Source organism: Candidatus Corynebacterium faecigallinarum, assembly GCF_052264515.1.
Lineage (GTDB): Bacteria > Actinomycetota > Actinomycetes > Mycobacteriales > Mycobacteriaceae > Corynebacterium > Corynebacterium faecigallinarum.
Genome location: NZ_JBQQOC010000004.1, coordinates 88,487 through 115,033 on the forward strand (window position 1 = coordinate 88,487; position 26,547 = coordinate 115,033).

Below are 26,547 nucleotides of genomic sequence, written 5' to 3' on the forward strand. Positions count from 1 at the left end.
GAGACAGTAGCCTACACGAGTCCCCGATGACCGCCAAAAGTGCAGGTCAGGTGAACCGTGCGACCGCCGACAGCGGGAGCACGCGCAGCACCTTGGAGATCACCGCCCAGGGCCAGCCGGGGATGTACGCCTTGCGCTTGCGCGCCTCGATCGCGGCGAGCATGGAGCGCACCCCGGTCTCGGTGTCGACCATCAGCGGGGTGCCCTGCTCATTGCGGGCGGTCATCTCCGAGGCGATGTAGCCGGGCAGCAGGACGGTCACGTCGATCGGGGACTTGCTGCGCAGCAGCTCGGCCTGGATCCCCTCCCCCAGGTTCGCGACGAAGGCCTTGGTCGCACCGTAGGTGGCGACGGCCTTGCGGTTGCCTCGGATCGCAGAGGCGGAGGAGACGAGCACCAGGTGGCCGGCGCCCTTACCACCGTCGGCGGCGCGGAAGATCTCCATCGCCGCCTCCGCCTGCGCCAATGCACCGAGGACATTGGTGGTGGCGGTCTCCCGGTTCGCCTCGGGCTTCCCGGATCCGATCTTGCGCCCCTTGCCCAGTCCGGCGTTGACCACGACCCGGTGGAGGCCGCCGTTCTCCGCGGCGTCCTCGTCGGCGGCCTGGAAAACTTCGCGCGCCGCGTCCGGGTCGGTGACGTCGAGGGCGTAGGTGCGCACGGTGACGTTCGGGTGGGACGCGGTGATCTCGGCGGAGAGCTCGTCGAGCCGCTCCGTCCTGCGGGCGCAGAGGGCGAGGTCGTGGCCGAGGGCGGCGGACTGGCGGGCGAGTTCGGCGCCGAGGCCGGAGCTGGCGCCGGTGATCAGTGTGGTGAAGCGGCTCATGGGGTCCGACACTAACAAGCTTGTGCTCCGCTCACAGCGGATCCGCCGTCAGCAGCAGGGCATTGCCGCAGCACACGACCACACCGCACCCTGAGCACCATGTCAGAGAACACACCCGACCCCACCCGCATACTCGACCAGGAAATCTACCGCGACCTCTATGAACGCCGCATCATCGTCCTCGGCGACGCCCTGGAGCAGGACACCTCCAACCGACTGTGCACCTCCCTGCTGCTGCTCGCCTCCCGCGATTCCCGCGCCGACATCGTGCTGCTCATCAACTCCCCCGGCGGCTCCGTTCCCGGCATGCTCGCCATCCGCGACACCATGCGGGCCATCCCCAACGACGTCGCCACGGTGAACATCGGCATGGCCTACAGTGCCGGCCAGTTCCTGCTGTCCTCCGGCACCCCCGGTAAGCGCTTCTCCCTGCCGCATGCGAAGGTACTGCTCCACCAGGGTTCCGGCGGCATCGGCGGCACCGCCCAGGACATCGAGATCCAGGCGGCGGACATGCGCCACACCCGCGACATGGTACTGGCCTGCATCGCCGCCGACACCGGAAAGGACGTCGACAAGGTCACCCAGGACTCGCTGCGCGACCGATGGTTCACCGCCGCTTCGGCACTGGACTACGGCTTCATCGACCAGGTCATCGACGACCTGGACATCATCACCGGGCCGGACGGCCTGACCGCCCGGCGTTCCGGCCTGGGACTGGGGGCGTAGATCATGACGTCCTACACCATCCCCTACGTGACCACCGCGACCCCGACCGGTGAGAAGACCGTCGACATCTACAGTCGTCTGCTGGACGAGCGGATCATCTACCTGGGCACCCCGGTCGACGACGGTGTCTCCAATGCCGTCATCGCCCAGTTGCTGCACCTGGAGAGCGACAACCCGGAGGCACCGGTCTCGCTCTACGTCAACTCCCCCGGCGGTTCACAGTCGGCGACGATGGCGATCTACGACTGTATGCAGTTCATCCGCCCGCGCATCGAAACCACCTGCGTCGGGCAGGCGGTGGCGTTGTCGGCGATCCTGCTCGCCGGTGGGACGCCCGGACACCGCTCCATCCTGCGCAACGGGCGGGTGGTGCTCACCGCACCTGCGACCGAGGGAGGACGCGGCACGATCCCCGACCTGATCATCGAGGCCGAGGAGATGGAGCGTATCCGGCGCCTGCAGGAAGCCGTGCTGGCGTCCCACTGCGGCCGGACGGCACAGCAGGTCCGGGCAGACACCGAACGCCAACTGGTACTCGCCCCGGACGCCGCCGTCGACTACGTCATCGTCGACCACGTCCTCACGCGGCGAGAAGCACCGGGTTCGTAGGTGTCGGGCCGGACTCCGGAGCGGGGGCAGAGGCAGGAGCAGGGGCAGGACGCACCGGCGTGACCGTAGCCCCAGCGAGCGTGGACCGCACCAGGTCGAAGGATGATTTCCCGAGCGCCCCGGCAACCGCCTCGAGGATCTCCGAGGAAGGGTCCTTCATGCCGCGTTCCAGCTCGGAGAGGTACTGCGGTGAGATGCCGGCACGCTCGGCGGTGTCCTTGAGGCGGTCCCTGCGCCGTGTGCGTTGTCGGCGGATCTCGTCGCCGAGAGCCTCGCGCCAGAGTCGGGCCGGACGCTCGGGTGGGACCTGACGAGCGTCCCGCCGCCGGAACGGCACGACCGTCGCCCGGTCGTCAGTCGTGGGGTTCTGGTTGCTCATGTACCCGAGCCTACGTGCCCGAACCGGGGGGGATTAGTGCCCCCGAGACAATGATCGCCCACAGGGGATTCGTCAGTGCTTTACGATCGTCCTGGAAACCATAGTGTGACTGTCGACACACAAGACGGCGGTGCACCCCCTTGGCATGAAAGGACTCCCATGCACGGACTCATGATGGACCAGCCGCTGCTGATCAGCTCGATCGCACGCCACGCCGACCGGCTCTACGGTGACCAGGAGATCGTCTCCTTCACCGTCGACAACCCCCGGCACCGCTACACCTACCGCGAGTCATTCTCCCGCGCCCGCCGACTGGCGAATGCCCTGGAGCGTCGCGGTTTCGAGCGCAGCGACCGGATCGGCACCCTGGCCTGGAACGACTACCGTCACTTCGAGATCTACTACGGGGTCTCCGGCTCCGGCCTGGTGTGCCACACCATCAATCCGCGCCTGTTCGCCGACCAGCTGCTCTTCATCATCGGCGACGCCGAGGACAAGATGCTGTTCATCGACCCGATGTTCGTGCCGCTGATCGAGGCCCTGGCACCCCGGCTGGAGACCGTGCCTGAGCTGGTCGTCCTCACCGACGACGAGCACCTTCCGGACACCGACCTGGATGTGATCAGTTACGAGGCGCTGATCGCCGGGGAGTCCGACGACTACGACTGGCCGCTCTTCGACGAGAACACAGCCAGCTCACTGTGCTACACCTCCGGCACCACCGGCAACCCCAAGGGTGTGCTCTACAGCCACCGCTCCACCGTCCTGCACAGCTTCGGCGTGGCGTTGCCGGATGTCTTCAACCTCTCCTCCAGCGAGGTCTCGCTACCGGTCGTGCCGATGTTCCACGTCAATGCCTGGGGTGTCCCCTACGCCACCGCCATGACCGGAACGAAGCTGGTCTTCCCCGGCCCGAAGATGGGGGATCCGGCGGAGCTGCAGGCGCTCATGGAGGAGGAGCAGGTCACCTCCGCGGCCGGTGTGCCGACCGTGTGGCAGGGACTGCTGGCCTACCTGGAGGCCAGCGGCAAGCGCATCGACTCGGTGAAGCGCTTCATCGGCGGCGGATCGGCGGTGCCCTATGCGCTGATGCAGCAGTACGAGGAGAAGTACGGCGTCGACCTGGTCCACGCCTGGGGCATGAGCGAGACCAGCCCGCTGGGCACCATGTTCCACCCGACCCCGGCGCTCCGGGCGCAGGACGACACCGCGGTCCACGAGGAGGCCCGCGCCTCCCAGGGCGTCCCGCCCTTCGGCGTGGAGCTGCGCATCGTCGACGAGGACGGCACCGAGCTGCCGCAGGACGGCGAGGCGGTCGGCCCGCTGCAGATCCGCGGGCCGTGGGTGGCCTCGGCGTACTTCAGTTCCGACGGCCAGGGCACGGTCGGCGCCGACTCCTTCACCGACGACGGCTGGTTCGACACCGGGGATGTCGCGTCGATCTCCCCGCTGGGCTACATGCACATCGCCGACCGCACCAAGGACCTCATCAAGTCAGGCGGCGAGTGGATCAGCTCCATCGACCTGGAGAACCACGCCCTGGACCACCCGGCGGTAAAGCAGGCTGCGGTGATCGCGATGCCCGACGAGAAGTGGCAGGAGCGTCCGCTGCTGGTCGTGGTGCCGGAGGATGAGGCCAAGGGTGACGCCCTGCCCGCCGCGTCCGAACTGCTGAGGTTCTTCGACGGCCGGGTGGCGAGCTGGTGGATCCCGGATGCGGTGAGCTTCGTCGACGAGATCCCGCTGACCGCCACCGGCAAGCTCAGCAAGCTGACACTGCGCAAGCAGTTGGACGCCGGGGACCTGGTGGCTCAGCGCGGCTGACCGCATACGAAACCGCCCCGCCGGGGACTGATGTCCACCGGCGGGGCGGTCAAGAAAAGCGTGCGCCCGAAGGGATTCGAACCCCTAACCTTCTGATCCGTAGTCAGATGCTCTATCCGTTGAGCTACGGGCGCCCGCTGTTTCCAGCGACTCCAGACTCCCTGGCACACCACCAGACGGGATATGTCACGCGAACCCGGGGTACACCACACACCCCATATAACGGGTCCACGTCCAGAATGCCCGGCTACTCACCACAAGAACCGGACGGCTTGCGACATATCCTCACGAAAAGCCTGGGGAGTCTGAAGTGGCGGAGGCGAGAGGATTTGAACCTCCGGTCCGCCGTTAAGCAGACAACTCATTAGCAGTGAGTCCCATTCGGCCGCTCTGGCACGCCTCCACACCGTCTTGTTCACGACGGCTAGACGCAGCCTACAGCAGCCCCCGCGACAGCACAAAACCGCATGAGGACTAGGCTGTGAGACATGATCCGCGCCGACCTTTCCTCGATTCCCCCGTACGTCCCCGGCGGCCCGAACGGCCTCACCGTCAAACTGTCGAGCAACGAGTCGTCCCAGGGCCCGCTGCCCGGCGTCACCCGTGCCGCGGCACATGCCCTGGCGTCCAGCAACCGGTACCCGGACATGGTGGCCTGGGAACTCCGCAGCAGCATCGCGGACTGGCTGGGAGGCCCGTCCTCCCTGCTGCTGAATCCCGAGAACATCGCCGTCGGGTCCGGGTCCTCCGCCCTGATCCAGCAGGCGATCCAGGCGACCTGCCAGGGCGGGGGCGCCGGCTCCCCGGGCGATGAGGTCGTTTACCCGTGGCGCAGTTTCGAGGCGTACCCGATTCTCGCCAAGGTCGCCGGTGCGACCCCGGTGGAGGTCCCGCTGACCGAGGACCACCGCAATGACCTGCCGGCCCTGGCCGCCGCCGTCACCGGACGCACCCGCCTGGTGATCGTGTGCAACCCGAACAACCCGACCGGCACCACGGTCACTCGCGAGGAACTCATCACCTTCCTCGACACCGTCCCGTCCGACGTCCAGGTCCTGCTCGACGAGGCCTACTACGAGTATGCCCGCGACTCCTCCTCCCCCGACGGTCTCGGCCTGCTCGCCGACTACCCGAACCTGGCGGTGGCCCGCACCTTCTCGAAGGCCTACGGACTTGCCGGGCTGCGCGTCGGCTACCTGGTGGGACGCCCAGAGTTCATCGAGGCGGTCAACAAGGTCTGCATCCCCTTCAGTGTCAACGCCGTGGCCCAGGCCGCGGCGGTGGCCAGCATCGAGTCGAAGGACGAACTGCTGACCCGCACCGACATCACCGCCACCCAGCGCACCCGGGTGCTGGAGGCGCTTCCGGAGCAGTACCGGATCGAGTCACAGGCCAACTTCGTGTGGCTGGACCTGGGTGATCGTGCCCGCGCCTTCTCCGACGCCATCGCCGAGTACGGCATCGCCGTGCGCTGTTTCGACGGCGAGGGGGTGCGTATCTCGGTGACCGACGAGGCGGAGACGGATGTCCTGCTCCAGGCCCTCGACGGGCTGCGGGGGTCGGCGCTGTAGCGCTGTAGCTGAGTGCCTGCACCGTAACACAGGCTGCTCATCGCCGTCACCACCCGGAAACACCAGGGGTGCAGGGTAGATGTCATGAACACGCCTACCGCTTCCGAATTCACCCCGTTGTTCGCGACGAGGCCCGCGTGCTCCCCTGCGATCCGGGATCTCCACAGCTTCAACTCCGCACCGGCCGAGCAACTGACCACCCTGCTGACCTTCATGATGGCCAGTCGGGAACTGGCCCGCACCGTGGTGGTCGGCCGCCCCTACCTGACACCCCGCGACCTCTATGCCGCGGCGTCCCGCACACTGCACACGCTGCCCACCCCCCTGATCCAGGACATCGTGAACTCGCACCAGCCGATCGACCGGGTGCCGCTGATCGAGAACGCGATGTCGTCCGGTGAACTGTCCGCGGACCGGGTCGCCGACTTGCGCGATGCCGCGCTGGGCTACGCCACCGTCCAGGGCCACCTCTTCATCGCCGACCCGCGACTCTGGGGTTCCGCCGAGGCGGTCGCGATGATCCCCACCAAGGACGGCACGCATCCCGACATGTCCGTGATCGTCGAGCACCTTCTCGCCGACGTCGACGAGCGGATGCTGCTGACCGCGGACGCGGCGTGGCAGCTCACGGTCAGCCACCTGGAGGAGTCGAACCGGCTGAAGCTGGTCACCCTCGTGCCGGAGCAGGACTAGTTCCGATTCACCGCCAGGACTGCTCGAGAGGTCCGTTGATCTCCTCGACGGCCGGGTCGGTGAGCACGCAGGTCACCGTCCGGTCGCCCTGTGCCCAGCTGTCCTTGGACGGCATCATCGTGATGACGTCGAGCGAGGACTCCCCGAACCCGAGTCCGACGTAGGCGGTGAAGTTCTCGCCGCCGCAGATGTCCCCGGCCTCCTGCCCCATCGGCCGGTTGCCGGGGAAGAGGGTCTTGCCGGTGATGTCTGCCTGGGCGTAGACCACGCCGGCGTACGGCTCCCCGCAGTCGACCAGGTCGATCTCCCCGTCCCCGCTGAGCTGGTCCAGGTCGGCGACGCAGTCGCCCACGCTGAGCCCGCGGGCCCCGGGGGAGTTCGGGTCGGTGTCGGCCGGCTCGCCGGACTCCTCGTCCTCGGCACCGGGTTCCGGCTCGGCCTCCATGTCGGGGGCCGGGGTCCCGTCGTCGGGCAGCGGCTTGTCGCTGGGCATGTCCTGATCCGCCGGGGAGCTCACGTCATCGGTGTCGTTGCTGACGTCGCCGATGGTGCAGCCGCCCAGCAGCAGGGCCGCTGCGCAGGCGACCGACACAGCAGGCAGGACGGTCAGGGCAGGACGGGCCCGGTGCATGCGAGAACTCTCCTTCGTCGGGTGGGTGGGGTTCACCCACCAGGTGTTGACGGTGAAAGCGTACCGCTAGGGCCGCCACCACTGACGGACCGGCACCCCGGTGTACCCACCGGCGTCGGGCCTCACCGCGAGCACCTGATGCAACTGGATGACGTTGTGCTCGAAGCCCCACTCCGATCCGGCCATGTAGAGGCCGAAGAGCCGGGCCGTCTGCTCACCGACCAGGTCGACCGCATCGTCCCACCTCATCGCCAGGAGCTCGCACCAGTCGTGCAGGGTGCGCTGGTAGTGCGGGCGCAGGTTCTCGGCGTGGACCACGTCGAAACCGGTGTCCTGCATGATCGTGATGATGCGCCCGGATCCGGTGAGTTCACCGTCGGGGAAGATGTAGCGGTCGATGAACTGGCCGGTGCGGGTGGCACGGTTGTGCGGCCGGGTGATGCAGTGGTTCAGCATGCGGCCGCCGGGCGCCAGCTTCCCGAACAGCAGGGTGAAGTAGTCCTGGTAGTTCGGCACGCCGATGTGTTCCAGGATGCCGATCGCGCTGACCGCGTCGAAGTCCGACTCCGGCACGTCCCGGTAGTCCATGCAGCGGATCTCGGCGAAGTCCTCCAGCCCCTCGGCCTCGATCGCGGCCTTGCCCCATTCGTACTGCTCCTGTGACAGGGTCACGCCGATGGCCTTCACCCCGTGACGGGCGGCGTAGCGGACCATGCCGCCCCAGCCGCAGCCGACGTCCAGCAGCCGGTCGCCGGCGGCGAGCCGGAGCTTGTCGAAGATCAGCCGGTGCTTGTTGTCCTGTGCCTCGGTCAGGGGGTCGTGGGCATCGGCGCCCACGGGCCAGGAGCCGTAGCGCCATGCTGAATCGTCGCCGGTGCGCTCGTCGTCGGGGTAGTAGGCACAGGTGTAGGCCATGGAGTCGCCGAGGAAGAGCTCGTAGAAGTCATTGCCCACGTCGTAGTGCTTGCTCACGACCTCCTTGTCCCGCTCCTTGGAGTGGCGTGACAGTCCCTCCATCAGCGCCCTCTTCCACCCCGGGACGGTCTCCTGCTCCGGCACCGGCTGGACTCGGAACGCCCCGAGCGCCTTCAGGGAGCGCAGGATGGTGACCATGTCACCTGCAGACGGACGCTGGATCCGGTCGTAGAGGTGCTGCAGGTGGTCGAAGATCAGGTAGGGGTGCCCGGGGTGGTCGCCGGTGACCCGCAGTGACCCGGTGATGTAGGCCCGGGCGAGGCCCAGGTCGCCGGGGGCGGTGATGATGTGCGACAAGGCATCCGGCGAGGCGATGTCCAGGGTCAGTTCGGCGTCCTGCTGTCCTCCGGTCGACCCGTCGAAGGCTGTGATGCGGAACGGTGCGGGTGCGGCCACGACCTTGTCGACGATCTCGCCCACCGTCAACGGGGTGAAGTTCATGATTCTCCTGCTTTTCATTCACTACTCGTATGCTACTTATATGCTACTTATGCGCCAGGTGGCGGCCACTGTCGACTACTGCCCGGTGACAGTCTTCTCGTACAACCCGGGGAAGCGCCCCTCCGGGTCGTAGATCTGCTTCAGCTGCTCCGGCGCGTCCCCGCCGTAGAGCGCGGCGAACTGCTCGCGGGTGTAGAACGCCTCGGAGTACAACGACTTGTGCCCGCCGAGGTCGGAGACGACCCGCTCGATCTCGCGGTTGAATGCACCGGCCGGTGCGTCCGAGCCCATGAGGTCGACCGGGACCGAACTCCAGAACCCGACGTTGACCCAGGTCGTGTCCGGGGTCAACGGGTACAGCGGCCAGGCTTCGTCGTCGGCGAGCCGGATCGGGCAGAGCCACACCGGCTCGATCTCGCAGTGGGTGAAGAACCAGGTGAGGAACTCGGGCAGGTGCTCCGGGGTGACCTCGATGTCCTGGACGACCCGCTCGCGGGCGGGCAGCCCCTTGCGTGCTTCCAGCCGGTCACCGATGTCGTACTTGCGGTCCCAGCCGATGATCTTCCAGTAGAAGCTGGAGCGCAGCAGGTCACGCGGCCACAGGGTGCGCACGGTGGGGTTCTGGGCACCGAAGGCGCGGTTGCACCAGAACCAGTCGATGTCCCAGCGCCACAGGTAGTCGCGGGTCGTCAGCCGGTCATGCAGGACGCCGTCCGGGTGCTGCAGCGAGCGGTAGTAGATCTTCTCGCGGGTGTAGTCGGAGACGGGCCCCGGTTCACTGCTCTTCCGACCGAGCACCAGGTAGGCCTCGTCGAGGCTGAAGACCACCCCGTCGAGGTAGTCGACCTGCTCACCCTCGTAGGTCTTCTCCTCGACGATGGTGGCCAGCGCGTCGGTGAGTGTGCCGACGTCGTGGAACCGGACGTGGCGCAGTGCCACATAGGGCTCGACCGGTTCGCACCGGATCCGCAGCCGCACGGCGTAGCCGAGGGATCCGTAGGAGTTCGGGAACCCGCGGTAGAGGTCGGCGTTCTGCGTCGGCGAGCAGGTGACGACCTCACCGGTGCCGGTGAGTACGTCCATCTCCAGCACCGCCTCGTGGGGCAGCCCGTTGCGGAAGCAGCTGGACTCCACACCCATGCCGGTGACCGCGCCGCCGAGGGTGATGGTCTTGAGCTGCGGGACGACGGTGGGCGCCAGGCCGAAGGGCAGCAGGACGTCCACCAGGTCCTCGTAGGTGCACATGCCCTGGACATCGGCGGTGCGCTCCACCGGGTCGACGGCGATGACGCCGTGCAGGCCCGAGACGTCCAACCCGACGGCATCGCCGGTGCGTCCACGGAAGAGGTTGGACGTCTTCTTCGCCAACCGGACGCGCTGCCCGGCGGGAACGGCGGCGAAGCTGTCGGTCAACCGATCCACAGCCTGCCCGTGGGCGAACCATCCGACAGGCGCGAGATCACGCTGGTCAACCCCGTTCCCCAGCGGAAGAGCGTCGGCGATCCGGCCGGCGAGGGCAACTGCATTCTCCTTCAAGCTCATGCTCAACCACACTAACCTCATACCCGCCGACCTGCAGATTATGCGCATGCTGTATTATTTTATGCGCTCCTGGTTGCACCGGGTGCACAAATGACTTCACTGAATCATCCAACGGAGATTCCGTCGGGTGGAAAGGATGACGTGCAGGACCAGCAGAGAATCGTGATCATCGGAGCCGGTCCCAGCGGCATGGCGGCACTGAGGGCCTTCGCGGCAGCCGAACGAGAGGGTGCCCCCGTACCCGATATCGTCTGCTACGAGAAGCAGGACGACTGGGGCGGACAGTGGAACTACTCCTGGCGCACCGGCACCGACCACTACGGCGAGCCCGTCCCCTCCTCGATGTATCGCAACCTCTGGTCCAACGGCCCGAAGGAGGCCCTCGAGTTCGCCGAGTACACCTTCGACGAGCACTTCGGCCGGCCCATCTCGTCCTACCCACCGCGTGAGGTGCTGTGGGACTACATCGACGGCCGCGCCAGCCAGTCGGGCGTGAAGGAGAAGGTGAAGTTCGCCCACGCCGTGCGCTGGGTCCAGTACAACGAACAGGACGACAACTTCACCGTCACCGTCGAGGACCTGCGGGCGAGGAAGACCCACACCGAGGTCGTCGACCACGTGATCGTGTCCACCGGCCACTTCAGCTTCCCGAACGTGCCGGACTTCGACGGCATCGGCCAGTTCCCCGGCGAGGTCATCCACGCCCACGAGTTCCGCGGCGCCGAGCGACTGGCGGGCAAGAACGTCCTGCTCATCGGCGGGTCCTACTCCGCCGAGGACATCGGCGTGCAGGCCCACAAGATGGGTGCCGCGCACGTGACCATGAGCTACCGTTCCCAGCCGCAGGGCTTCGCCTGGCCCGAGGGGATGGAGGAACTGCCGGTCATCGACCACTTCGAGGGCAACCGGGTGACCTTCTCCAATGGTGTCGTCCGCGGGTACGACGCGGTCATCCTGTGCACCGGCTATCTGCACCACTACCCGTTCCTGCCGGACGAGCTGAGCATCGATTCGCCGAACAACCTCTACCCCGCCGGCCTGTACCGCGGCGTGGTCTGGCAGAACAACCCGAAGGTCTACTACCTGGGTTCCCAGGACCAGTGGTTCACCTTCAACATGTTCGACGCCCAGGCCTGGTTCGTCCGCGACCTGATCCTGGGCCGCGCCGAGTTGCCGGACGCTGCGGCACGTGCCGAGTCCATCAATGCCTGGACCGCCCGCCACGACGCCATCACCGACGACCCGGAGGCGGTGCAGTTCCAGGCCGACTACATCCGCGACCTCATCGAGGCCACGGACTACCCGATGTTCGACCTGGACGAGGTCGTCCGGATCTTCCTGGCGTGGAAGAAGGACAAGAAGACCAACATCCTCACCTACCGCGACCAGGTGTACCCCTCGGTGATGACCGGCACGATGTCGACCGTGCACCACACCCCGTGGCTGGAGGAGCTCGACGACTCCCGCGAGCGCTACCTTGCGGAGCCTGAGCCGGTCGTGAACTGAGGGTGACCTCACCGCTCTGATACCGTCGGTGAGGTGACAACTCAGGAACCCCCTCTCTCCACACCTGACTATTCAGCCACCTACGTCCGGGCACTGGGCCGGTTCTTCACCCGGTGGGCCCGGTTCAAGGGACGGGCCTCCCGCCGGGAGTTCTGGTTCCCGGCGCTGACGATCGCGCTCGGCGCCGTCCTGCTGACCGTCGTGCAGGAATGGATGGCACGTCACCCTGACATCGCAGACGAGTGGGCGGAGGCCCTCGACAAGGCGATGGGGATAGCCGGGCTGGCCCTGTTCATCCCGGCACTGTCCTTGGCCTGGCGCCGCCTGCACGACTCCGGGATGTCTGGCGGGTGGGCACTGCTCGGAATCATTCCGTGGGCCGAATCATCCTGTTCTTCATGCTTCTCCGTGGCAGCCAGGAGCAGCCGATCAGACCGGACCGTGAGGACCCCGAACTCCTCGATCCCTCCCGTGGCAGCAGCGCCCTGACAGTGCAGCACTACCTGGTGCTGGCCCAGGTGATCCTGCTGATCTTCACGGCGATCAACTTCATCGCCGGGATGAACAACAACTACCTCCTGCAGACTGACGGCGGACCTCAGCAGAACCACGTCGAGGGTGCCTGGAACTACATGTCCTGGGCCGCCATCTTCGGGGCATTCTTCGTGGTCTTCTTCACCGCCATGGTGATCCGGCTCGGATCGTCCGACTCTCGAGAGTACGCTGACCAGCGTGCATGACCTCCCTTTCGCCGCCGGACGCGACAACCTGCTGACCGCCCTGCGCTCCCGCGGGGTGGCGGTGGTGCAGGCCCCGCCCGGCACCGGTAAGACGACGCTGGCCCCGCAGTATGTGCTCGAACATGTGCGTTCCAGCAGTTCCACCGGCCGAGTCATTGTGACCCAACCCCGCCGCGTGGCCGCCCGGTCGTCCGCCGCCCGCATCGCCGAGTTGCGCGGCGACCGCGTGGGGGACGAGGTGGGCTACACCGTCCGCGGCGACCGCGCGGTGTCGGCGTCCACCGCCATCGAGATGGTCACCCCGGGTGTGCTGCTGCGTCGTCTGCTGGCCGACCCGGACCTCGACGAAGTCGCCGCGGTGGTCATCGACGAGGTCCACGAACGTCACCTGGAGTCCGACCTGGTTTTCGCCATGGTCACCCAGCTGCGCGAGTTACGGGACGACCTGGTCGTCGTCGCCATGTCCGCGACGCTGGACGCCGCCCGCTTCGCCGAGCTGCTCGGTGGTGAGGGCAAGTCTCCCGCCCCGGTGGTGGACGTCCCCTCCTCCATCCACCCGTTGGAGATCCACTACGCGACCTCCGCCGACTCCATGGTCAACCGGGACCGACGCCACCGCAGTGCCGTGGAGGACGCCGTGCTGGCCACGGTTCGCCGCGCGCTGACCGACACCACCGGGGACGTGCTGGTCTTCGTGCCGACGATCCGCGGGACGGAGACGGTGGCGGCGGCGCTGGCGAGCGCGAACGACATCGAGGCCTTCGCCCTGCACGGCCGTCTCTCCCCCGGCGAGCAGGCCCGCATCGTCCGCGGGAGCACCGATTCCGACGCCCGCCGGGTGATCGTGGCGACCGATGTCGCCGAATCCTCCCTCACCGTGCCCGGGGTGCGCGTGGTGGTGGACGCCTGCCTGGCGCGGGTCTCCCGGCGCGACACCACCCGCGGCATGTCGGTGCTGGTCACCGAGACCGCATCACAGTCCTCGATGACCCAGCGTGCCGGCCGCGCCGGACGTGAGGGCCCGGGCACGGTGTACCGCTGCATCACCGCCGAGCAGTACGCCAAGGCCCCGGCGTCCGCCCCGCCTGCGGTGCTCACCACCGACCTGACCTCGACGATGTTGGACGTGGCCTGCTGGGGCTCGCCACGAGGGTCCGACCTGCCACTGCCGGACGCCTTCCCCACGCTCGCCGCCGATGTCGCCGAGTCCACCCTGCAGGCCATCGGGGCGGTGGATGAGTCCGGTGCGGTGACCTCCTACGGCCGCACGCTGGCCCGGATTCCCGCCGACCCGCGGCTGGCCCGCGGTGGGTTGCTCGCCGCCGAGCGGGTGGACGCCACGACGGTGGCGAAAGTGCTCGCCGTACTGGACGACGGGTCGGGACGCCTGGACGCCCTACCGGACGCCCGCGACCCGGTGGTCTCCCGGTTCCGGACGCTGCTGCAGGGAGCTACCAGGAAGGGTTCTGCGAAACCACCCCTGCGCGGCACCGACGCAGTAGCGTACACCCTGGCCTGCGCCTTCCCCGGGTTGATCGCCCGACGGGTGGAAGGTGACCGTTTCCTCACCGCCTCCGGCACCGGGACGGTGCTGCAGCGTGGCAGCGACCGGGCCCGCAGCATTCCCGCCAGCGCACAGTGGATCGCGGTGGCGGACATCGCCGGGGCGTCCGCCACCTCCACCGGTGGCACCGGTGCGGTGATCCGCGATGCGGTCACACTCGGCCAGGAACTGGCGTTCGACGCCGCGTCCCCGCTGCTCACCGACACGGTGACCTGTACCTGGACGCCCGGTGGAGCGTCCGGGAAGTTCGCTGCCCGGCGGGTGCGTGCCCTCGGGGCGATCGAGTTGTCCGCCACCCCGGTGTCGGTGAAAGACATCACCGTGGCCGACCGGGAAGCGGCGGTGCGAAAGGGCCTGGCACAGCACGGCCTGGCCTCCTTGAGCTGGTCGGCCACAGCTTCCGACCTGCGGCGACGTATCCAGTATCTGCACAATAACGGCGTCACCGGCTACCCCACGGTCGCCGATGCCGAGCATGCCGCCCAGCTACTCGACTTCGTGGTGCCTGACCTGGTGGCCGGCAAACGTCCGGACCTCACCGGCCTGCTCCGCGGCCTGGTGCCGTGGGACCGGCGGTTGGACGCCGACGCTCCCGAAACCCTGGACCTGCCCGGCGGCCGGACGGTGCGTCTCCGCTACCCGGAGGTGACTGACGCGCCGGACGCCCCGGCGGTCATCGCGACGAGACTGCAGGACTGCTTCGGGATGTACGGCTCCCCGGAGATCGCCGGGAGACGGATCCAGTTCCAGCTGCTGTCACCGGCGCAGCGTCCGCTGGCGGTCACCGATGACCTGGGTGGCTTCTGGGACGGTGCCTACCGGCAGGTGCGTTCGGAGATGCGTGGTCGCTACCCGAAACATCCCTGGCCGGAGAACCCGGGAGCCCACCTCAGCGAATAGTCGTGGTCTGCCGGCATCTCCTGACCAAAGTCTCGTGTCCAGTAACCCGTAACACGGCAGTAATCCCGTCATGCGATACTGCGGCTGCCAGAGGTGGGCACACGGCTGCTATACGGCCCCGGCGCGGACGACGACCGCGATCACCGGGGCGTCCGGACCCAGGCGACCAGCCCACCGTGAGTCACAGGAGATCCCACACGTGACCACTGCAGAAGAGACGACAACGCACAAGACGACAACACGGCTGACAGTCAACGGGGTGACGCTCGAGACCGACGCCGGCGCCTCCGGCGTCCACTCCGGAACGTCCCGTTTCCGGCGTCCGACCACCCTCGTCGAGGCACTGGAGATCATGTCGGACGACCCTTCCGTCACCGTCGTCGCCGGTTCCACCGACCACGGTGTCGGAGTGAACCTCAAGGGGGAGCGTCCGGCGGACGTGATCGTCATCGACCGGATCCCCGAACTACGCGGCATCACCGCCACCGACCAGTACCTGGACATCGGCGCGGCCATGGCCCTCACCGAGATCGAGCGGACGCTGGGCACGAGGGTCCCGCTGCTGGGCCAGCTGTTGCCGCAGTTCGCCTCCCGGCTGATCCGCAACAGTGCCACGATCGGCGGAAACCTGGGCACCGGTTCACCCATCGGCGACACCCCACCGGCACTGCTGGCGTTGGAGGCCACCCTGGTGTTGACGTCGGTGCACGGCGAACGGGAGGTGGCTCTGTGCAACTACTTCACCGGCTACCGGCAGTCCGTCCGCGAACGGGACGAGCTGATCACCCGGATCCGCATTCCCCTGCCGCTGTCGCCGCTGACCGCCTTCCACAAGATCGCCAGGCGCCGTTTCGACGACATCTCTTCCGTGGCGGTTGGTTGTGCCGTTGACGTGCAGGACGGTGTGGTCACCAAGGCACGGATCGGCCTGGGAGGCGTGGCCGCCACCCCGGTGCGGGCGCTGTCGACCGAATCCACCCTGGAGGGTGCGCCGTGGACTGCGGAGACCATCGCGCACGCGGCGGAGTTCCTGCGTAGTGAGGGAACGCCGATGTCCGACCACCGGGCAAGCGCGGCGTACCGCTCGGCGATGCTGGGCGCCTCGCTGGAACGCTTCTTCGCTGAGCAGGCACAGCAGAACACGGAGGCACGCGTATGAGCACCTTGTCGCAATGTCCCACCGCCCCGATCGTCGGCGAGGTCCACCCGCACGAATCGGCAGCTCTGCACGTCACCGGCGCTGCCCTGTACACCGATGACCTGGTGAACCGCTACCCGGGTGTCCTGCACGCCCACCCGGTGGGCTCCCCGCACGCTCATGCGCGAGTGCTGGCGATCCGCACCGGACCTGCGCTGTCGGTGCCCGGGGTGGTGCGTGTCCTCACCGCCGCGGATGTCCCGGACGCCGGGATCAACGACGCCGGGACCAAGCACGACGAACCCCTGTTCCCGGAGGTCGGCGGCGAGGTCATGTTCCACGGGCACGCGGTGGCCTGGCTCCTCGGCGACTCCCTGGAAGCCGCGCGCCTGGGTGCCGAGGCGGTGGAGGTGGATTATGAACCACTCGAGGCGGTGCTCACCCTCACCGACGCCATCGCGCAGGGCAGGTTCCATGGGACGCAGCCCACGATGCTGCGTGGCGATGCCGCGGCGGCGTTGGCGGCGGCGGACCAGAACGTCCTGAACGGCACTTTCGAATTCGCCGGTCAGGAGCACTTCTACCTGGAGACCCAAGCCTCGCTGGCGACGGTGGACGAGAACGGGCAGATCCTGGTGCACTGCTCCACGCAGCACCCCACCGAGACCCAGGACATCGTCTCCCACGTGCTGGGCGTTCCCGCCCACGAGGTCACCGTGCAGTCGCTGCGCATGGGCGGCGGATTCGGCGGCAAGGAGATGCAGCCGCACGGCTACGCCGCCGTCGCCTCCCCCGGCGCCGTCCTCACCGGACGTCCTGTCCGGGTCTGCCTGACCCGCCCCAGGACATGACGATGACCGGCAAGCGACACGGATTCCACTCCACCTGGACCGTCGCCTTCACCGACGAAGGCCTGTTCACCGCGTTGGACGTCACGCTCACCGCCGACGGCGGCTGGTCGCTCGACCTCTCCGAACCGGTGCTGGCCCGGGCGATGTGCCACATCGACAACGCCTACTGGATCCCGGACATCGCCGTCCACGGGCGGATAGCCCAGTGCCACAAGACCTCGCAGACGGCCTTCCGCGGCTTCGGCGGCCCGCAGGGCATGCTGGTCATCGAGGACATCCTGGGGCGCACCGCCCAGCAGCTCGGACTCCCGGGGCGCGAGGTACGTCGCCGGAACTTCTACCGGGAGGGTCAGCGGACCCCATACGACATGCCGGTGCGTCACCCGGACCGTCTGGAGGCGGCCTGGACACAGGTGCTCGACCATGCGGATGTGGAGGCGCGGGAGGCGGAGATCGCCGCCTTCAACGCTTCGCACCCGTCGCGGCGTCGGGCGCTGGCGATGACCCCGGTGAAGTTCGGTATCTCCTTGAACCTCACCGCCTTCAACCAGGGCGGGGCATTGGTACTGGTGTACAAGGACGGCTCCGTGCTGATCAACCACGGCGGCACCGAGATGGGCCAGGGCCTGCACACCAAGATGATGCAGGTCGCCGCCACGTCGCTGGGTGTGCCGCTGGGACTGGTGCGCCAGTCGCCGACCCGGACGGACAAGGTGCCCAACACCTCCGCCACCGCCGCGAGCTCCGGCGCGGACCTCAACCGTGGGGCGATCAAGGACGCCTGCGACCAGATCATCTCGCGGCTGCGCGTCGTCGCCGCCTCGATGCTCGGGGCGAACCCGTCCGACGTGCGCTTCTCCCGCGGATGGGTGTCTGCGCTGGGCATGCCGGACGACCTGGCGTGGGAGACGGTCGTCGCCGAGGCCTACATGCAGCGCGTCCAGCTATCGGCGTCCGGCTTCTACCGCACCGAAGGGCTGCACTGGGACGCCTCGGTGATGCAGGGCGAGCCGTTCAAGTACGTCGCCTACGGGGTCGCCGCCTGCGAGGTGGAGGTCAGCCGCTTCGACGGCAGCTACGAGGCCCGGCGGGTGGACATCGTCCACGACGTGGGCGACTCATTGTCGCCGTTGATCGACATCGGCCAGATTGAGGGCGGGTTCCTCCAGGGCCTCGGCTGGCTCACCCTGGAGGATCTGCGCTGGGACGACGGCTCCCACCCCGGCGACCGCGGGTCGGGGCGGCTTTCCACCGCCGGGGCGTCCACCTACAAGCTGCCGTCGTTCTCCGAACTTCCGGGGGAGTTCACGGTGGAGTTGCTCGACAAGGCTCACGAGGAGGGCGCGGTGTACGGGTCGAAGGCGGTGGGGGAGCCACCGCTGATGCTGGCATTCTCGGTTCGCGAGGCACTGCGGCAGGCCGTGGCGGCGTTCGGGTCCACTGACGGGGCTGACGACTCCCGCGTCGCTTCGGTCGTTGACCTGCCATCGCCCGCCACCCCGGAGGCGGTGTACTGGGCCATCGAGAAGGTGCGGACGAGCACACTGGTGGACACCGTCGTGGGTGCCCCATGAGCTGGTTGTCGGACGCCGCGGCGCTGCGGTAGTCCCGCACCCCGTCGGTCCTGGTGACCGTCATCGCCCGACAGGGGCACGCGCCACGCGAGGCGGGCGCGAAGATGCTGGTCACCGTCGATGCGTCCTACGGATCCATCGGCGGCGGCAACCTGGAGGCGGGTGCCGTCGTCCGGGCCCGGGAGCGGCTCGCGGCGACCTCCGACGCCGGATACGCTCCGGATACCATGGAGTTCCGGCTCAACGACAAGGTCCCGTACGACCACGGCCGTCAGTGCTGCGGGGGAACGGTGACGGTCCTGCTCGAACCGCAACCGGTCCCGCCGGCGGTGGTGGTATTCGGTTGCGGCCATGTCGGCATCGAACTTGCCCGGATCTTGTCGCGACAGGACGCTGACCTGTGGCTCTACGATTCCCGACCCGCACAGGTCGAGGCACTGACCGGACAGGTCGCCGACTGTCCGGCGACGGTGCGGGTGAAGCACACCATGCTCCCCGAGGCTGAGGTGGAGGACATCCCGGCGGGGGCGCATGTCCTGGTGATGACCCACGACCACGGCGAGGACCTGCACCTGTGTGAGGCGTTGCTGGCACGCCAGCGGGATCCGGGAGCGCAGGGGCCGCTCGGCTCGGTAGGGCTCATAGGGTCGTCCGCGAAATGGTCACGGTTCCGGAGGAAGCTCGGGGACGCAGGATTCACCAATACCGATGTCTCCGGCATCCAGTGTCCGGTGGGGATGGACGGTCTGGGCGGGAGTCACCCGGCGACTATTGCGGTGAGTATCGCCGCTGACCTGCTCAGTCGCGGCTGAGGACGCTCTCCACCCACTCCTGCAACACACGCGCATGGGTGTGCTCGGTGTCCTTGCCGGCGAAGAGCAACAGGACGTCCCGGTCTGCGAGAGTGTCGGCAAGCTCGGCGAGGATGTCGTCGAGCTCCCCGACTTTGTGGCGTTCGTCGAGTTCGGCGCGGTAGGCGTCGCCGAACTGATCCCAGTCCAGCGCACCGTGGTGGAAATCAGTGCGGAGCTGGGGGGACGGGGTGAGCTCCTTGGGCCAGCCGGTCAGCGGCAGGTCCTCCTTCTTCACACCGCGAGGCCAGAGGCGGTCGACGAGGTAGTGGCCGGCGCTGCCGACACTGTCGGTACTGCCTGCGCTGTCGGTACTTCCTGCACGGACGTCGTAGACGCGGGCGATCTTCAGTGATCCCATGGCCTCGAGCTTACGCCGAGAACGCCCGGATCATCAGCGAGAGTCAGATCAACTCGAACATATGGTTGACTCCGCAGTGGCAAAAGAGTAAAGTTCTTCGTAGAAACTACTTCGGGGAGGACGAGATCATGACAACCGCGGCGCCACCGGGCCCAGTCGACACCAGCAACGTGACGTCCATCCAGTTCGTGCTGAACAACGGCGAACTCACCATCGTCGGCCACCTGGCGAGCCTGCTGCCCCGTGAGCGCATTTCCTCAGCACTGGCACTGCGGGCACGCTCACGGTCGGATGCCATCCGATTCGCACACGCAGCCGAACTGGCTACCCGCATGCCTGGGCTGTACGGACGCGCGGTGACGACTGGCACGGTGACGGTGGAGCACTTCGACACGATCTGGGGCCGGATCAACCGGCAGCTGGCCACGGTCCCCTCCGGCGCGGTGGATGAACTCCTCCCGGTGCTGGACACTGCAGTCACCCAGCACGTCACCGAATGGCTGGTTACATCCCCCAACCCGGTGTCACTGGCAGACCTGCGCGACCGGGTGGACGAGGCTCTGCTCGACATCGCTCCTGACCTGGTCGACCGCACGGCCGAGGCCGAGGCGAACACCACCACGCTGCACCGCCGGGGAAACACCTTCATCCTCACCGCCGGCTCCCAGACCACCAGTGCCGCCATCGCCGACGCACTCGAATCGAAAGCGCGGGACCGGCTGGCGGGCCTGCGTCGCGAACGCACGATGCTGGACGCAGACGAGGCCGCCGAACTCCCCGGCCTGCCGACAGGTTCCCAGGTCAAAGGTGAGATCTTGCTAGGATTGCTCGGCGACTCCCCGAAGACGATGAAGATCCGGGTCAACCTGTACCGGACAACCCTCGACGGACTCCACGGCATCGGCGCCGGTTATGTCGGCGGGGTCGGTTGGGTCGACAGCCACAGCGCCGACAAGCTCGAGTCGGCAGCGAAGGTCGTCCGCGAGATCACCACCGACCCCAAGGAATACCCCACCTCCGACCACTACCGGTTCCGGTTCACCGACAAGCTCTTCCTCGAGGGCAGGGACGGGCACTGCCGGTTCCCCTCCTGCACCGTCCCGGCGTCACAGTGCGAGAACGACCACATCGTCAGTTCCCCGCACACCGACCCGACCAGTGACGGGGCAACCCACGTCAGCAACGGTCAGAATCTCTGCAAGGCCCACCACCAGGCGAAGACCGAAGCACACTGGACCTGCTACACCGACGACGGTGGTTACACGATCCACTGGACCGGGCCCGACGGGCGCACCGTCACCACCTACGCCTCCGGTCCCCTGGCCAAGTTCAAAGGAATGAGCCCCTCAGAGGTCGCCGCCCCCGCTGCCGACAACGCCAGCGCTGAGATCACCGACGATCCTGATGTCCCCGCCCTGGAATGACCTGGAATAACTCAGCCCCCACCGCCAACGGCGGTCGGGGCCAGCAGTGCGGACTCAGTGTCTGTTCAACGCGTGGCTCAGCGCTTCTTCCCGGTGACCGCGCCAAGGATCCACAGGAAGATCACCGCGCCGATCAGACAGGTGAAGAAGCTGAACCACAGTCCACCACCGGCCACATCCACACCGAACAGGCTGAGCAGCCAGCCGCCGACGAAACCACCGATCACACCGACGACGATGTTGAGCAGCACTCCCATCTGCTCGTCGGTCTTCATGATCTTCGATCCGATCCAACCGGCGAGACCACCGATGATCACCCAGCCGATGAAGCCGAGCGTCGGGGTGGAGCTTGCCGCGAAAATAAGCGTTGAGGTCTCCGTTGAAGTGTCCATAGACACCTTTGTACATGGTGGGGCATAATCAGGTGCATGTCTGAATCGAAGAACACCTACCGCAGGCGACTGGTCGCCATCGCGACCGCCGCCGGCCTGACCGCCGCGACCGCCGTCGCCACCACCGGGGCAGCCTCCGCCCAGGACCTGCCGAGCTTCAGCTCCGCCTCATCGGCGACCGACAACCCGACGGTATCCTCGCTGATCACACTGTCCAGCAGCACCGATGTCGTCGGTTCCCTGGCCAGTGTCTTCGGCCTGCTCGCCTCCGGCAGCCTCGCCGCCGGGTCCTGGCAGTCCGTGCCGGGCTCAGCCAACAACGGCTAACAACGGCAAACAACGGCTGACACCGTTCAACGGCTAGTAGCCGTCCGCCAGTGCCACGGCGTGCAGTTCCTCGGACACCTGCCGTGCCAGCCCCTCGTCCGTCCACATCGCCCGGACGACCTGCTCGCTGGAGCCGTCGGGCAATGACGGGACCATGCCGGTGAGGCTGTCGCGCAGGTGCCGCAGCACGCGCTCCTGCGCGTCACGTTGGGTGAACGGCATCGGCTCCTCGCCACGTCCGGTGTGGTGTGGCAGGTCGGGCACCAGCCCCCAGCTGCTGCGGTAGATGTCGTAGCCGACGAGTTCCTCACCGTTGTCGAGGATCAGCGTGTCCTCGCAGCGGATGCGCGTGTAGTTCGGCGACTCGGTCATGTCGACGCAGGCCAGCTGCTCCTCGTCGAGCAGGCTGACCCACAGGGAAGCGTGTACTCCGGGCTGTCGGTAGGGAGCGGCGGCAATGTAGCCGCGGGGGCTGACGTGGGCGGTGAAGGCGGTTCCGGTGTCGGGCACACAGGCCCGCAGGAACGGGACGATGGTGGACACCCCGTTGTTCCGCAGTTTCGTGCGCATCACCCCGGGTGAGGCATTCGAACCCACCGCGACAACAGCGGTGCGTCCCAGGTCAGTGGCAATGTCGGCGAGCCCGGTCGTGCCGGGGAAGAAGCCCTCGTTTGTCAGTGTGCCGGAGGTCCTCGGCCAGTGTCCCGGGTAGAGCCAGGGGGTGGCGGTGAGGTCGACGTCCAGACAACGGGTGTGTTCGTTGCGCTCATTCATGGCACCTTCCACCCTACGCACCGGGGCGCTGATGGCACCGACTATCGTTGGTCTTCATGCGAACGACCACCGGCTCCTCCCGCCGGGACGATATTCTCGACGCCGTCGACCGCCTCCTCGGGGCCGGCGGCGTTCATGCGGTGACCATGCGGAAGGTCGCGGCGGAGGCTGGCGTCTCCCTGCGGCTCGTGCAGTACTACGGCACGAACAAGGACACGTTGCTCACCGCGGCCCTCGACCGAGCCACGGAGCGCAGCGTCGCCCGCTGGCGTCGCCCCCTGGCTGATGCCACGTCCCTGCGTGCGGTGATCGAGGGCTACTTCGACTCTTCCCTGCCCGTCGACGAGGAGACCCGGGCCCTGCACCGCGTCGGGGTGTCAATGGAGTTGATGGCGGTGACCGGGGTGGAACCGGCGGCCTCGGCCTATCAGCGCCACCTGGATGCCACGGCCGCGGAGTTCACCGCCGCGTGCCTGACCGCTCTTCCGGAGCTCGGCGAGGAGACCGCCGGACGCATCGTCGACACCGCCATGGCCCTGGGCCACGGTCTGGGTTCGTTGCTGATGTCGGGCAGGATCAGCGAGGACGCTGCCCGCGCCACCGTCAGCGACATGGTCGGCGACCTGCCGGGATAGGGTGAGAAAGCTCAGCAGAAGCGACGCAGCAGCGTCGAGGCCTCCTGCGCCATCCGCCGCACCACGTGGCCGGCGGGTTCCTTGCGCTGTAGCAGACCGATACCCTGCCCGGCGTGCAGTTTCACATCATCGGCGTGGTCGCCGCCGGGGGCCCGGGCGGCGATGAGTTCGGCGTCGGTGACGGTCTGGTCGTCGGCGTAACGGTCGACGAAGTCATTGCGGACCGTTCGCGTGGGCCAGGTGTCGATGTCCCAGCCGACCTGTTCGGCCCGGTCGTAGATACCGGTGAGCACGGTGTGCCGGGAGGACGCCGTGACCGCCGCGTCCTTCAGCTCGGCGGATCCGAGCGCTTCGGGTGAGCCCAGCAGTGCGGTACCGATCCAGGCCGCGTCCGCCCCGGCACCGAGGGCTGCGGCGACCCCGCGTCCTGATCCGATGCCGCCGGCGACGGCGACGGGCACGGCCGGGGCGTGGATCGCCACATAGGCAAGGATGTTCTGCATCAGTGCCATGGTGCCGATGCGTCCGGTGTGGCCGCCGGCGTCGGAGCCTTGGACGCACAGGACGTCGACATCGGCGTCGAGTGCCTGGCGCACCTGCAGTCGGGTGTTCACCGGCGCGACGACGCTGATCCCGGCGTCGTGGGCGCGTTTCACCCAGGGGCCGGGGTCACCGAAGGCGAGGGAGAGCACGGTGGGTTTTGCGGCGAGGGCAGCCTCGAACTGGTCGGCATGTCCGGTGGCGGCGACGGCGTCGTCGAGAGCCCACACCATCAGGCCGATGCCGAAGTTGCCGCCGCCACGGGCGATCTCGGCGTTCTCGGTGATCCACTCCGGGCTGGTGTTCGCCCCCACCCCGATCATGCCCAGTCCACCGGCGGCGCTAACGGCGGCGGCGAGCTCGCCGCCGGCGCGTCCGGCCATCGGTGCCCCGATGATCGGCACGTCGATCCCCCACAGTCGGGTGATCAGTGTGTCCATCCCGAGGGAACTGTTACGTGTCATGGTGTCCTTCGTCGGGTTCGTTCATCGGGGTCGATCATCAGGTTCGTTGTCCCTCCCCGAGCGTACCCGGGTACCGTTGACCGTCATGGAGATGCAACTCAAGAACGCCAAGGATGTCAACACTGCCGCCGTCACCAGCCTGGGTCTGGTCGGGGGTTGGCTCACGGCCCGGGAGACCGGGATCCGCCCGATCGGTGGCGTGGTTCTCGCCGCCGCCGGGGTGCATGCCGGACGTAGCTGGATGACCAAGGGTGGCCCGGCACTGACTGCCGGTCTGACCAGCGCCTATGTCCTCGGTTTCGGCCTGTCTCACCCGCTGGCGAAGAAGATCGGTTCCTGGCCGGCCGTGCTCACCGTGACCGCCGGGGTGGCCGCGGCGTCCTACGTCCTGTCCGACGCGAAGTAGCGCGCCACATTTCAACGGCTCAACCACTCAACCGATACTCGCGAACCACGCGCCGACGGTGTTCTGCGCCAGGGCGACCAGTTCGTCCTGGTGCGGTTCTATCTCGCCGGTGAACGTCACCGGCTCGGCCGCCCGTGACCAGCCGAAACCGGTGGTGATCGACTCCATCGCCTTCTCGGCGCCGGTGGTGTCGTAGCCGCCGCGGATCCAGTAGCTGAACATCTTGTCGACCCCCTGGTTCTGGACGTAGGTGGAGTCGAAGTAGTGCTTCAACGCGCCGGAGATGTAGCCGAAGTTGGCGGTGGTGCCGAGCAGGACGGCGTCAGCCTCGGCGAGTTCGTCGGCGTCGGGGTGCAGGGCGTCGCGTTCGATGATGCGCAGGTGTTGGTCGGCGGGCAGTTCGGCGTTGACCTGCTCGGCGGCGTCCTGTGCGGCGTCGATGACGGTCTGCGCCATGCCGTGGATTTTCTCGGTGGGACTGTGGTGGACGATCAGAAGGTGGGCCATGGTTCCATCATGAACGTATCCTTGAGCCATGACCACCACCAGCTTGTTGAGTACCGTTGCTCTGCGCCATGTCGTCACCGAGGACGCCGGGGTGTGGGAGGACGTCCTGAACCCGTCGTACGCCGATGTCGGCGTTGATTTTCCCCCGGGCCCGCTCGACGCCGACCTGCTGGTCGTGATGGGCGGGCCGGTGAGGGTGGATGACCCCCGCAACCCCTACATGTCGGAGGTCGTGGAGCTGATCCGCTCCCGGCATGCTGCGGGACGCCCCGTCATCGGCGTGGGGTTGGGCGCGCAGTTGTTGGCGTTGGCCCTGGGTGGTGATGTCGCCCCCGGGGTGGGGCCGATGCAGATCGGTTGGTCGCCGGTGGAGCTGACCGAGCAGGGCAGGCAGGGTCCGTTGCGTCATCTGGCGGACCTGCCCGTGCTGCACTGGCACGGGGACCGGATCGAGTTGCCGGACGGCCGGGCGGCGATCGGCGCCGGTATCGAGCGCTTGGCGTTCGACGAGCATTCGCCGGTGCAGGCGTTCCAGTCGAATCATGCCCTTGGCCTGCAGTTCAACCCGCAGGTGGATCCGGATCGGATCCAGCAGTGGTTGGACGGTTATGCCCCGGATGTCGAGGACCAGGGGGTCGATGTACAGCAGTTCCGGCAGGACGCCGCCACGTATGGGCCGGCGGTCGTGGAACCGGCCCGACTGTTGCTGGTCGAGTGGCTGCGCGGCACCGGGATCCTCGCTGACTAGTGCCGACTAGCGGCAGCGTGCCCGCCAGATAGTTACAGTGGGGAATATGGCTACCTTCCAGAACCCCCGCACCACCGGACCACTGATCCTGCCGTACAACGGGAGGACGCCCCGGATCCACGAGTCGGCGTTCATCGCCCCGAATGCGGTGATCATCGGCGATGTGGAGATCGGCGCGGATTCCTCGGTGTTCTACGGGGTGGTGGTCCGTGGCGATGTCGGCGCGATCCGTATCGGTGAGCGCACGAACATCCAGGACAACAGCGTGATCCATGTGGACACCGGTGCCGCCTGCGTGCTGGGCGATGACGTGACCGTGGGCCACCAGGCGCTGGTCCACGGTCTCAGCGTCGGCGACGGCACACTGGTGGGGATGTCGTCCTCGCTGCTCAGTGGCTCCACTGTGGGATCCGGGTCGATCGTCGGCGCGGGTGCCGTGGTGTTGGAGGGCACCGAAATTCCGGACGCGTCGTTGGCCGCCGGGTTGCCGGCGAAGGTGCGCCGGGAGCTCTCGGAGGAGGAGCAGAGGGGGTTGGTCCATCATGCGGCCGGTTACGTCGAGATCGCCAAGGGCCAGTCGCTGCCGGGGGACGCACTGAGTCTGGACGAGGTGCGGTTCAGCTAG

General features: G+C 67.6%; 26 protein-coding genes, 2 tRNA genes and 3 pseudogenes. 19 read left to right on the forward strand and 12 right to left on the reverse strand.

What is annotated here, in order from left to right; translation table 11 throughout:
* Positions 1-46: 46 nt before the first annotated feature.
* Positions 47-826, reverse strand: a complete 780-nt coding sequence (locus ACTXPP_RS03180; RefSeq protein WP_301495530.1) for an SDR family oxidoreductase — start codon at positions 824-826, stop codon at positions 47-49.
* A 99-nt stretch (positions 827-925) separates the two neighbouring features.
* Between ACTXPP_RS03180 and ACTXPP_RS03185 the strand changes: the two genes are divergently transcribed.
* The gene (locus ACTXPP_RS03185; RefSeq protein WP_301495532.1) at positions 926-1,555 is read left to right on the forward strand and encodes a ClpP family protease; all 630 of its coding nucleotides are present in this window, start codon (positions 926-928) and stop codon (positions 1,553-1,555) included.
* Positions 1,556-1,558: 3 nt separating this feature from the next.
* The gene (locus ACTXPP_RS03190) at positions 1,559-2,164 is read left to right on the forward strand and encodes a ClpP family protease (protein ID WP_301495534.1); all 606 of its coding nucleotides are present in this window, start codon (positions 1,559-1,561) and stop codon (positions 2,162-2,164) included.
* Here ACTXPP_RS03190 and ACTXPP_RS03195 read toward each other — a convergent pair.
* A complete protein-coding gene (locus tag ACTXPP_RS03195) occupies positions 2,136-2,543 on the reverse strand; it encodes a helix-turn-helix domain-containing protein (RefSeq protein ID WP_443340885.1) in 408 nt (135 codons plus the stop codon). The two genes, ACTXPP_RS03190 and ACTXPP_RS03195, sit on opposite strands and share 29 nt — an antisense overlap.
* 159 nt (positions 2,544-2,702) lie before the next feature.
* Between ACTXPP_RS03195 and ACTXPP_RS03200 the strand changes: the two genes are divergently transcribed.
* The gene (locus ACTXPP_RS03200) at positions 2,703-4,367 is read left to right on the forward strand and encodes a long-chain fatty acid--CoA ligase (RefSeq protein WP_301495538.1); all 1,665 of its coding nucleotides are present in this window, start codon (positions 2,703-2,705) and stop codon (positions 4,365-4,367) included.
* Positions 4,368-4,428: 61 nt separating this feature from the next.
* On the opposite strand, the gene ACTXPP_RS03205 is transcribed toward ACTXPP_RS03200, so the two are convergent.
* Both ACTXPP_RS03205 and ACTXPP_RS03210 read right to left on the reverse strand, forming a co-directional pair.
* Positions 4,429-4,501: transfer RNA gene (locus ACTXPP_RS03205), tRNA-Arg, on the reverse strand.
* A 177-nt stretch (positions 4,502-4,678) separates the two neighbouring features.
* A tRNA-Ser gene (locus ACTXPP_RS03210) sits at positions 4,679-4,770 on the reverse strand.
* Between the two features lie 85 nt (positions 4,771-4,855).
* Between ACTXPP_RS03210 and hisC the strand changes: the two genes are divergently transcribed.
* Positions 4,856-5,938: a histidinol-phosphate transaminase gene (gene hisC / locus ACTXPP_RS03215; RefSeq protein ID WP_301520290.1), complete on the forward strand. Its 1,083-nt coding sequence runs from the start codon at positions 4,856-4,858 to the stop codon at positions 5,936-5,938.
* Positions 5,939-6,022: 84 nt separating this feature from the next.
* Positions 6,023-6,631: a hypothetical protein gene (locus tag ACTXPP_RS03220; RefSeq protein ID WP_301520291.1), complete on the forward strand. Its 609-nt coding sequence runs from the start codon at positions 6,023-6,025 to the stop codon at positions 6,629-6,631.
* A gap of 7 nt (positions 6,632-6,638) precedes the next feature.
* Here the strand turns inward: ACTXPP_RS03220 and ACTXPP_RS03225 are convergent, their stop codons facing one another.
* The 3 genes from ACTXPP_RS03225 to ACTXPP_RS03235 form a co-directional block, all read right to left on the reverse strand.
* A complete protein-coding gene (locus tag ACTXPP_RS03225) occupies positions 6,639-7,262 on the reverse strand; it encodes a septum formation family protein (RefSeq protein WP_301495544.1) in 624 nt (207 codons plus the stop codon).
* Between the two features lie 66 nt (positions 7,263-7,328).
* Entirely contained in the window at positions 7,329-8,678 is a 1,350-nt protein-coding gene (locus tag ACTXPP_RS03230; RefSeq protein ID WP_301520293.1) for an SAM-dependent methyltransferase, read from the reverse strand.
* A gap of 75 nt (positions 8,679-8,753) precedes the next feature.
* Positions 8,754-10,220: an FAD-binding oxidoreductase gene (locus ACTXPP_RS03235; protein ID WP_301495548.1), complete on the reverse strand. Its 1,467-nt coding sequence runs from the start codon at positions 10,218-10,220 to the stop codon at positions 8,754-8,756.
* 90 nt (positions 10,221-10,310) lie between these two features.
* Here ACTXPP_RS03235 and ACTXPP_RS03240 point away from each other — a divergent pair, with 90 nt between their 5' ends.
* From ACTXPP_RS03240 to xdhC, 8 genes and pseudogenes are all read left to right on the forward strand, one after another.
* On the forward strand, positions 10,311-11,726 hold the full coding sequence (locus ACTXPP_RS03240; RefSeq protein ID WP_443340891.1) for a trimethylamine monooxygenase: 1,416 nt from the start codon (positions 10,311-10,313) through the stop codon (positions 11,724-11,726).
* Positions 11,727-11,759: 33 nt separating this feature from the next.
* Entirely contained in the window at positions 11,760-12,215 is a 456-nt protein-coding gene (locus ACTXPP_RS03245; protein ID WP_301495552.1) for a DUF805 domain-containing protein, read from the forward strand.
* 2 nt (positions 12,216-12,217) lie between these two features.
* Positions 12,218-12,466: a hypothetical protein gene (locus tag ACTXPP_RS03250; RefSeq protein WP_301495553.1), complete on the forward strand. Its 249-nt coding sequence runs from the start codon at positions 12,218-12,220 to the stop codon at positions 12,464-12,466.
* Positions 12,459-14,930 (forward strand): ATP-dependent RNA helicase, encoded by a 2,472-nt coding sequence (locus ACTXPP_RS03255; RefSeq protein WP_301520294.1) that lies wholly within the window; start codon positions 12,459-12,461, stop codon positions 14,928-14,930. The genes ACTXPP_RS03250 and ACTXPP_RS03255 overlap by 8 nt, the downstream gene beginning before the upstream one ends.
* Before the next feature lie 199 nt (positions 14,931-15,129).
* Entirely contained in the window at positions 15,130-16,089 is a 960-nt protein-coding gene (locus ACTXPP_RS03260; RefSeq protein ID WP_301495557.1) for an FAD binding domain-containing protein, read from the forward strand.
* Positions 16,086-16,439, forward strand: a pseudogene (locus tag ACTXPP_RS03265) (xanthine dehydrogenase molybdopterin binding subunit); the annotation flags it as partial. The gene ACTXPP_RS03260 and the pseudogene ACTXPP_RS03265, both read left to right, overlap by 4 nt.
* Before the next feature lie 63 nt (positions 16,440-16,502).
* Positions 16,503-18,493 (forward strand): annotated as a pseudogene (locus ACTXPP_RS03270) (xanthine dehydrogenase molybdopterin binding subunit).
* A gap of 47 nt (positions 18,494-18,540) precedes the next feature.
* Positions 18,541-19,305, forward strand: a pseudogene (gene xdhC, locus ACTXPP_RS03275) (xanthine dehydrogenase accessory protein XdhC); the annotation flags it as partial.
* On the opposite strand, the gene ACTXPP_RS03280 reads toward xdhC, so the two are convergent.
* Positions 19,292-19,705 carry a DUF488 domain-containing protein gene (locus tag ACTXPP_RS03280; protein WP_301498472.1) on the reverse strand — a complete coding sequence of 138 codons (414 nt, stop codon included), beginning with the start codon at positions 19,703-19,705 and terminating at the stop codon, positions 19,292-19,294. The pseudogene xdhC and the gene ACTXPP_RS03280 overlap by 14 nt on opposite strands.
* 128 nt (positions 19,706-19,833) lie before the next feature.
* On the opposite strand from ACTXPP_RS03280, the gene ACTXPP_RS03285 reads away from it, so the two are divergent.
* On the forward strand, positions 19,834-21,129 hold the full coding sequence (locus ACTXPP_RS03285; RefSeq protein ID WP_443340894.1) for an HNH endonuclease signature motif containing protein: 1,296 nt from the start codon (positions 19,834-19,836) through the stop codon (positions 21,127-21,129).
* A gap of 77 nt (positions 21,130-21,206) precedes the next feature.
* Here the strand turns inward: ACTXPP_RS03285 and ACTXPP_RS03290 are convergent, their stop codons facing one another.
* Positions 21,207-21,521 (reverse strand): GlsB/YeaQ/YmgE family stress response membrane protein, encoded by a 315-nt coding sequence (locus tag ACTXPP_RS03290; protein ID WP_443340896.1) that lies wholly within the window; start codon positions 21,519-21,521, stop codon positions 21,207-21,209.
* 36 nt (positions 21,522-21,557) lie between these two features.
* Between ACTXPP_RS03290 and ACTXPP_RS03295 the strand changes: the two genes are divergently transcribed.
* Positions 21,558-21,848 carry a hypothetical protein gene (locus ACTXPP_RS03295; protein ID WP_301497906.1) on the forward strand — a complete coding sequence of 97 codons (291 nt, stop codon included), beginning with the start codon at positions 21,558-21,560 and terminating at the stop codon, positions 21,846-21,848.
* A 33-nt stretch (positions 21,849-21,881) separates the two neighbouring features.
* Here the strand turns inward: ACTXPP_RS03295 and ACTXPP_RS03300 are convergent, their stop codons facing one another.
* Positions 21,882-22,622, reverse strand: coding sequence for a hypothetical protein (locus ACTXPP_RS03300; RefSeq protein ID WP_441583304.1), 741 nt, complete (start codon positions 22,620-22,622; stop codon positions 21,882-21,884).
* A gap of 56 nt (positions 22,623-22,678) precedes the next feature.
* Here ACTXPP_RS03300 and ACTXPP_RS03305 point away from each other — a divergent pair, with 56 nt between their 5' ends.
* Positions 22,679-23,257, forward strand: a complete 579-nt coding sequence (locus tag ACTXPP_RS03305; RefSeq protein ID WP_301497909.1) for a TetR/AcrR family transcriptional regulator — start codon at positions 22,679-22,681, stop codon at positions 23,255-23,257.
* A gap of 11 nt (positions 23,258-23,268) precedes the next feature.
* Here ACTXPP_RS03305 and ACTXPP_RS03310 read toward each other — a convergent pair whose 3' ends face one another.
* Positions 23,269-24,261, reverse strand: coding sequence for an NAD(P)H-dependent flavin oxidoreductase (locus ACTXPP_RS03310; protein WP_301497911.1), 993 nt, complete (start codon positions 24,259-24,261; stop codon positions 23,269-23,271).
* An 85-nt stretch (positions 24,262-24,346) separates the two neighbouring features.
* On the opposite strand from ACTXPP_RS03310, the gene ACTXPP_RS03315 reads away from it, so the two are divergent.
* Positions 24,347-24,667, forward strand: coding sequence for a hypothetical protein (locus ACTXPP_RS03315; protein WP_301497913.1), 321 nt, complete (start codon positions 24,347-24,349; stop codon positions 24,665-24,667).
* Between the two features lie 27 nt (positions 24,668-24,694).
* On the opposite strand, the gene ACTXPP_RS03320 is transcribed toward ACTXPP_RS03315, so the two are convergent.
* Complete coding sequence (locus ACTXPP_RS03320; protein WP_301497915.1) at positions 24,695-25,174, reverse strand: flavodoxin family protein; 480 nt, start codon at positions 25,172-25,174, stop codon at positions 24,695-24,697.
* A 28-nt stretch (positions 25,175-25,202) separates the two neighbouring features.
* Here ACTXPP_RS03320 and ACTXPP_RS03325 point away from each other — a divergent pair, with 28 nt between their 5' ends.
* Both ACTXPP_RS03325 and ACTXPP_RS03330 read left to right on the forward strand, forming a co-directional pair.
* A complete protein-coding gene (locus ACTXPP_RS03325) occupies positions 25,203-25,922 on the forward strand; it encodes a glutamine amidotransferase-related protein (protein WP_301497917.1) in 720 nt (239 codons plus the stop codon).
* A 46-nt stretch (positions 25,923-25,968) separates the two neighbouring features.
* The gene (locus ACTXPP_RS03330) at positions 25,969-26,547 is read left to right on the forward strand and encodes a gamma carbonic anhydrase family protein (RefSeq protein ID WP_301520658.1); all 579 of its coding nucleotides are present in this window, start codon (positions 25,969-25,971) and stop codon (positions 26,545-26,547) included.

Excerpts from the sequence above, each read along its gene's own strand:
- ACTXPP_RS03180 (WP_301495530.1), bottom strand. The coding sequence starts at position 826 with ATGAGCCGCTTCACCACACTGATCACCGGCGCCAGCTCCGGCCTCGGC.
- ACTXPP_RS03185 (WP_301495532.1), top strand. The coding sequence starts at position 926 with ATGTCAGAGAACACACCCGACCCCACCCGCATACTCGACCAGGAAATC.
- ACTXPP_RS03190 (WP_301495534.1), top strand. The coding sequence starts at position 1,559 with ATGACGTCCTACACCATCCCCTACGTGACCACCGCGACCCCGACCGGT.
- ACTXPP_RS03195 (WP_443340885.1), bottom strand. The coding sequence starts at position 2,543 with ATGAGCAACCAGAACCCCACGACTGACGACCGGGCGACGGTCGTGCCG.
- ACTXPP_RS03200 (WP_301495538.1), top strand. The coding sequence starts at position 2,703 with ATGCACGGACTCATGATGGACCAGCCGCTGCTGATCAGCTCGATCGCA.
- hisC (WP_301520290.1), top strand. The coding sequence starts at position 4,856 with ATGATCCGCGCCGACCTTTCCTCGATTCCCCCGTACGTCCCCGGCGGC.
- ACTXPP_RS03220 (WP_301520291.1), top strand. The coding sequence starts at position 6,023 with ATGAACACGCCTACCGCTTCCGAATTCACCCCGTTGTTCGCGACGAGG.
- ACTXPP_RS03225 (WP_301495544.1), bottom strand. The coding sequence starts at position 7,262 with ATGCACCGGGCCCGTCCTGCCCTGACCGTCCTGCCTGCTGTGTCGGTC.
- ACTXPP_RS03230 (WP_301520293.1), bottom strand. The coding sequence starts at position 8,678 with ATGAACTTCACCCCGTTGACGGTGGGCGAGATCGTCGACAAGGTCGTG.
- ACTXPP_RS03235 (WP_301495548.1), bottom strand. The coding sequence starts at position 10,220 with ATGAGCTTGAAGGAGAATGCAGTTGCCCTCGCCGGCCGGATCGCCGAC.
- ACTXPP_RS03240 (WP_443340891.1), top strand. The coding sequence starts at position 10,311 with ATGACTTCACTGAATCATCCAACGGAGATTCCGTCGGGTGGAAAGGAT.
- ACTXPP_RS03280 (WP_301498472.1), bottom strand. The coding sequence starts at position 19,705 with ATGGGATCACTGAAGATCGCCCGCGTCTACGACGTCCGTGCAGGAAGT.
- ACTXPP_RS03285 (WP_443340894.1), top strand. The coding sequence starts at position 19,834 with ATGACAACCGCGGCGCCACCGGGCCCAGTCGACACCAGCAACGTGACG.
- ACTXPP_RS03290 (WP_443340896.1), bottom strand. The coding sequence starts at position 21,521 with ATGGACACTTCAACGGAGACCTCAACGCTTATTTTCGCGGCAAGCTCC.
- ACTXPP_RS03295 (WP_301497906.1), top strand. The coding sequence starts at position 21,558 with ATGTCTGAATCGAAGAACACCTACCGCAGGCGACTGGTCGCCATCGCG.
- ACTXPP_RS03300 (WP_441583304.1), bottom strand. The coding sequence starts at position 22,622 with ATGAATGAGCGCAACGAACACACCCGTTGTCTGGACGTCGACCTCACC.
- ACTXPP_RS03305 (WP_301497909.1), top strand. The coding sequence starts at position 22,679 with ATGCGAACGACCACCGGCTCCTCCCGCCGGGACGATATTCTCGACGCC.
- ACTXPP_RS03310 (WP_301497911.1), bottom strand. The coding sequence starts at position 24,261 with ATGACACGTAACAGTTCCCTCGGGATGGACACACTGATCACCCGACTG.
- ACTXPP_RS03315 (WP_301497913.1), top strand. The coding sequence starts at position 24,347 with ATGGAGATGCAACTCAAGAACGCCAAGGATGTCAACACTGCCGCCGTC.
- ACTXPP_RS03320 (WP_301497915.1), bottom strand. The coding sequence starts at position 25,174 with ATGGCCCACCTTCTGATCGTCCACCACAGTCCCACCGAGAAAATCCAC.
- ACTXPP_RS03325 (WP_301497917.1), top strand. The coding sequence starts at position 25,203 with ATGACCACCACCAGCTTGTTGAGTACCGTTGCTCTGCGCCATGTCGTC.
- ACTXPP_RS03330 (WP_301520658.1), top strand. The coding sequence starts at position 25,969 with ATGGCTACCTTCCAGAACCCCCGCACCACCGGACCACTGATCCTGCCG.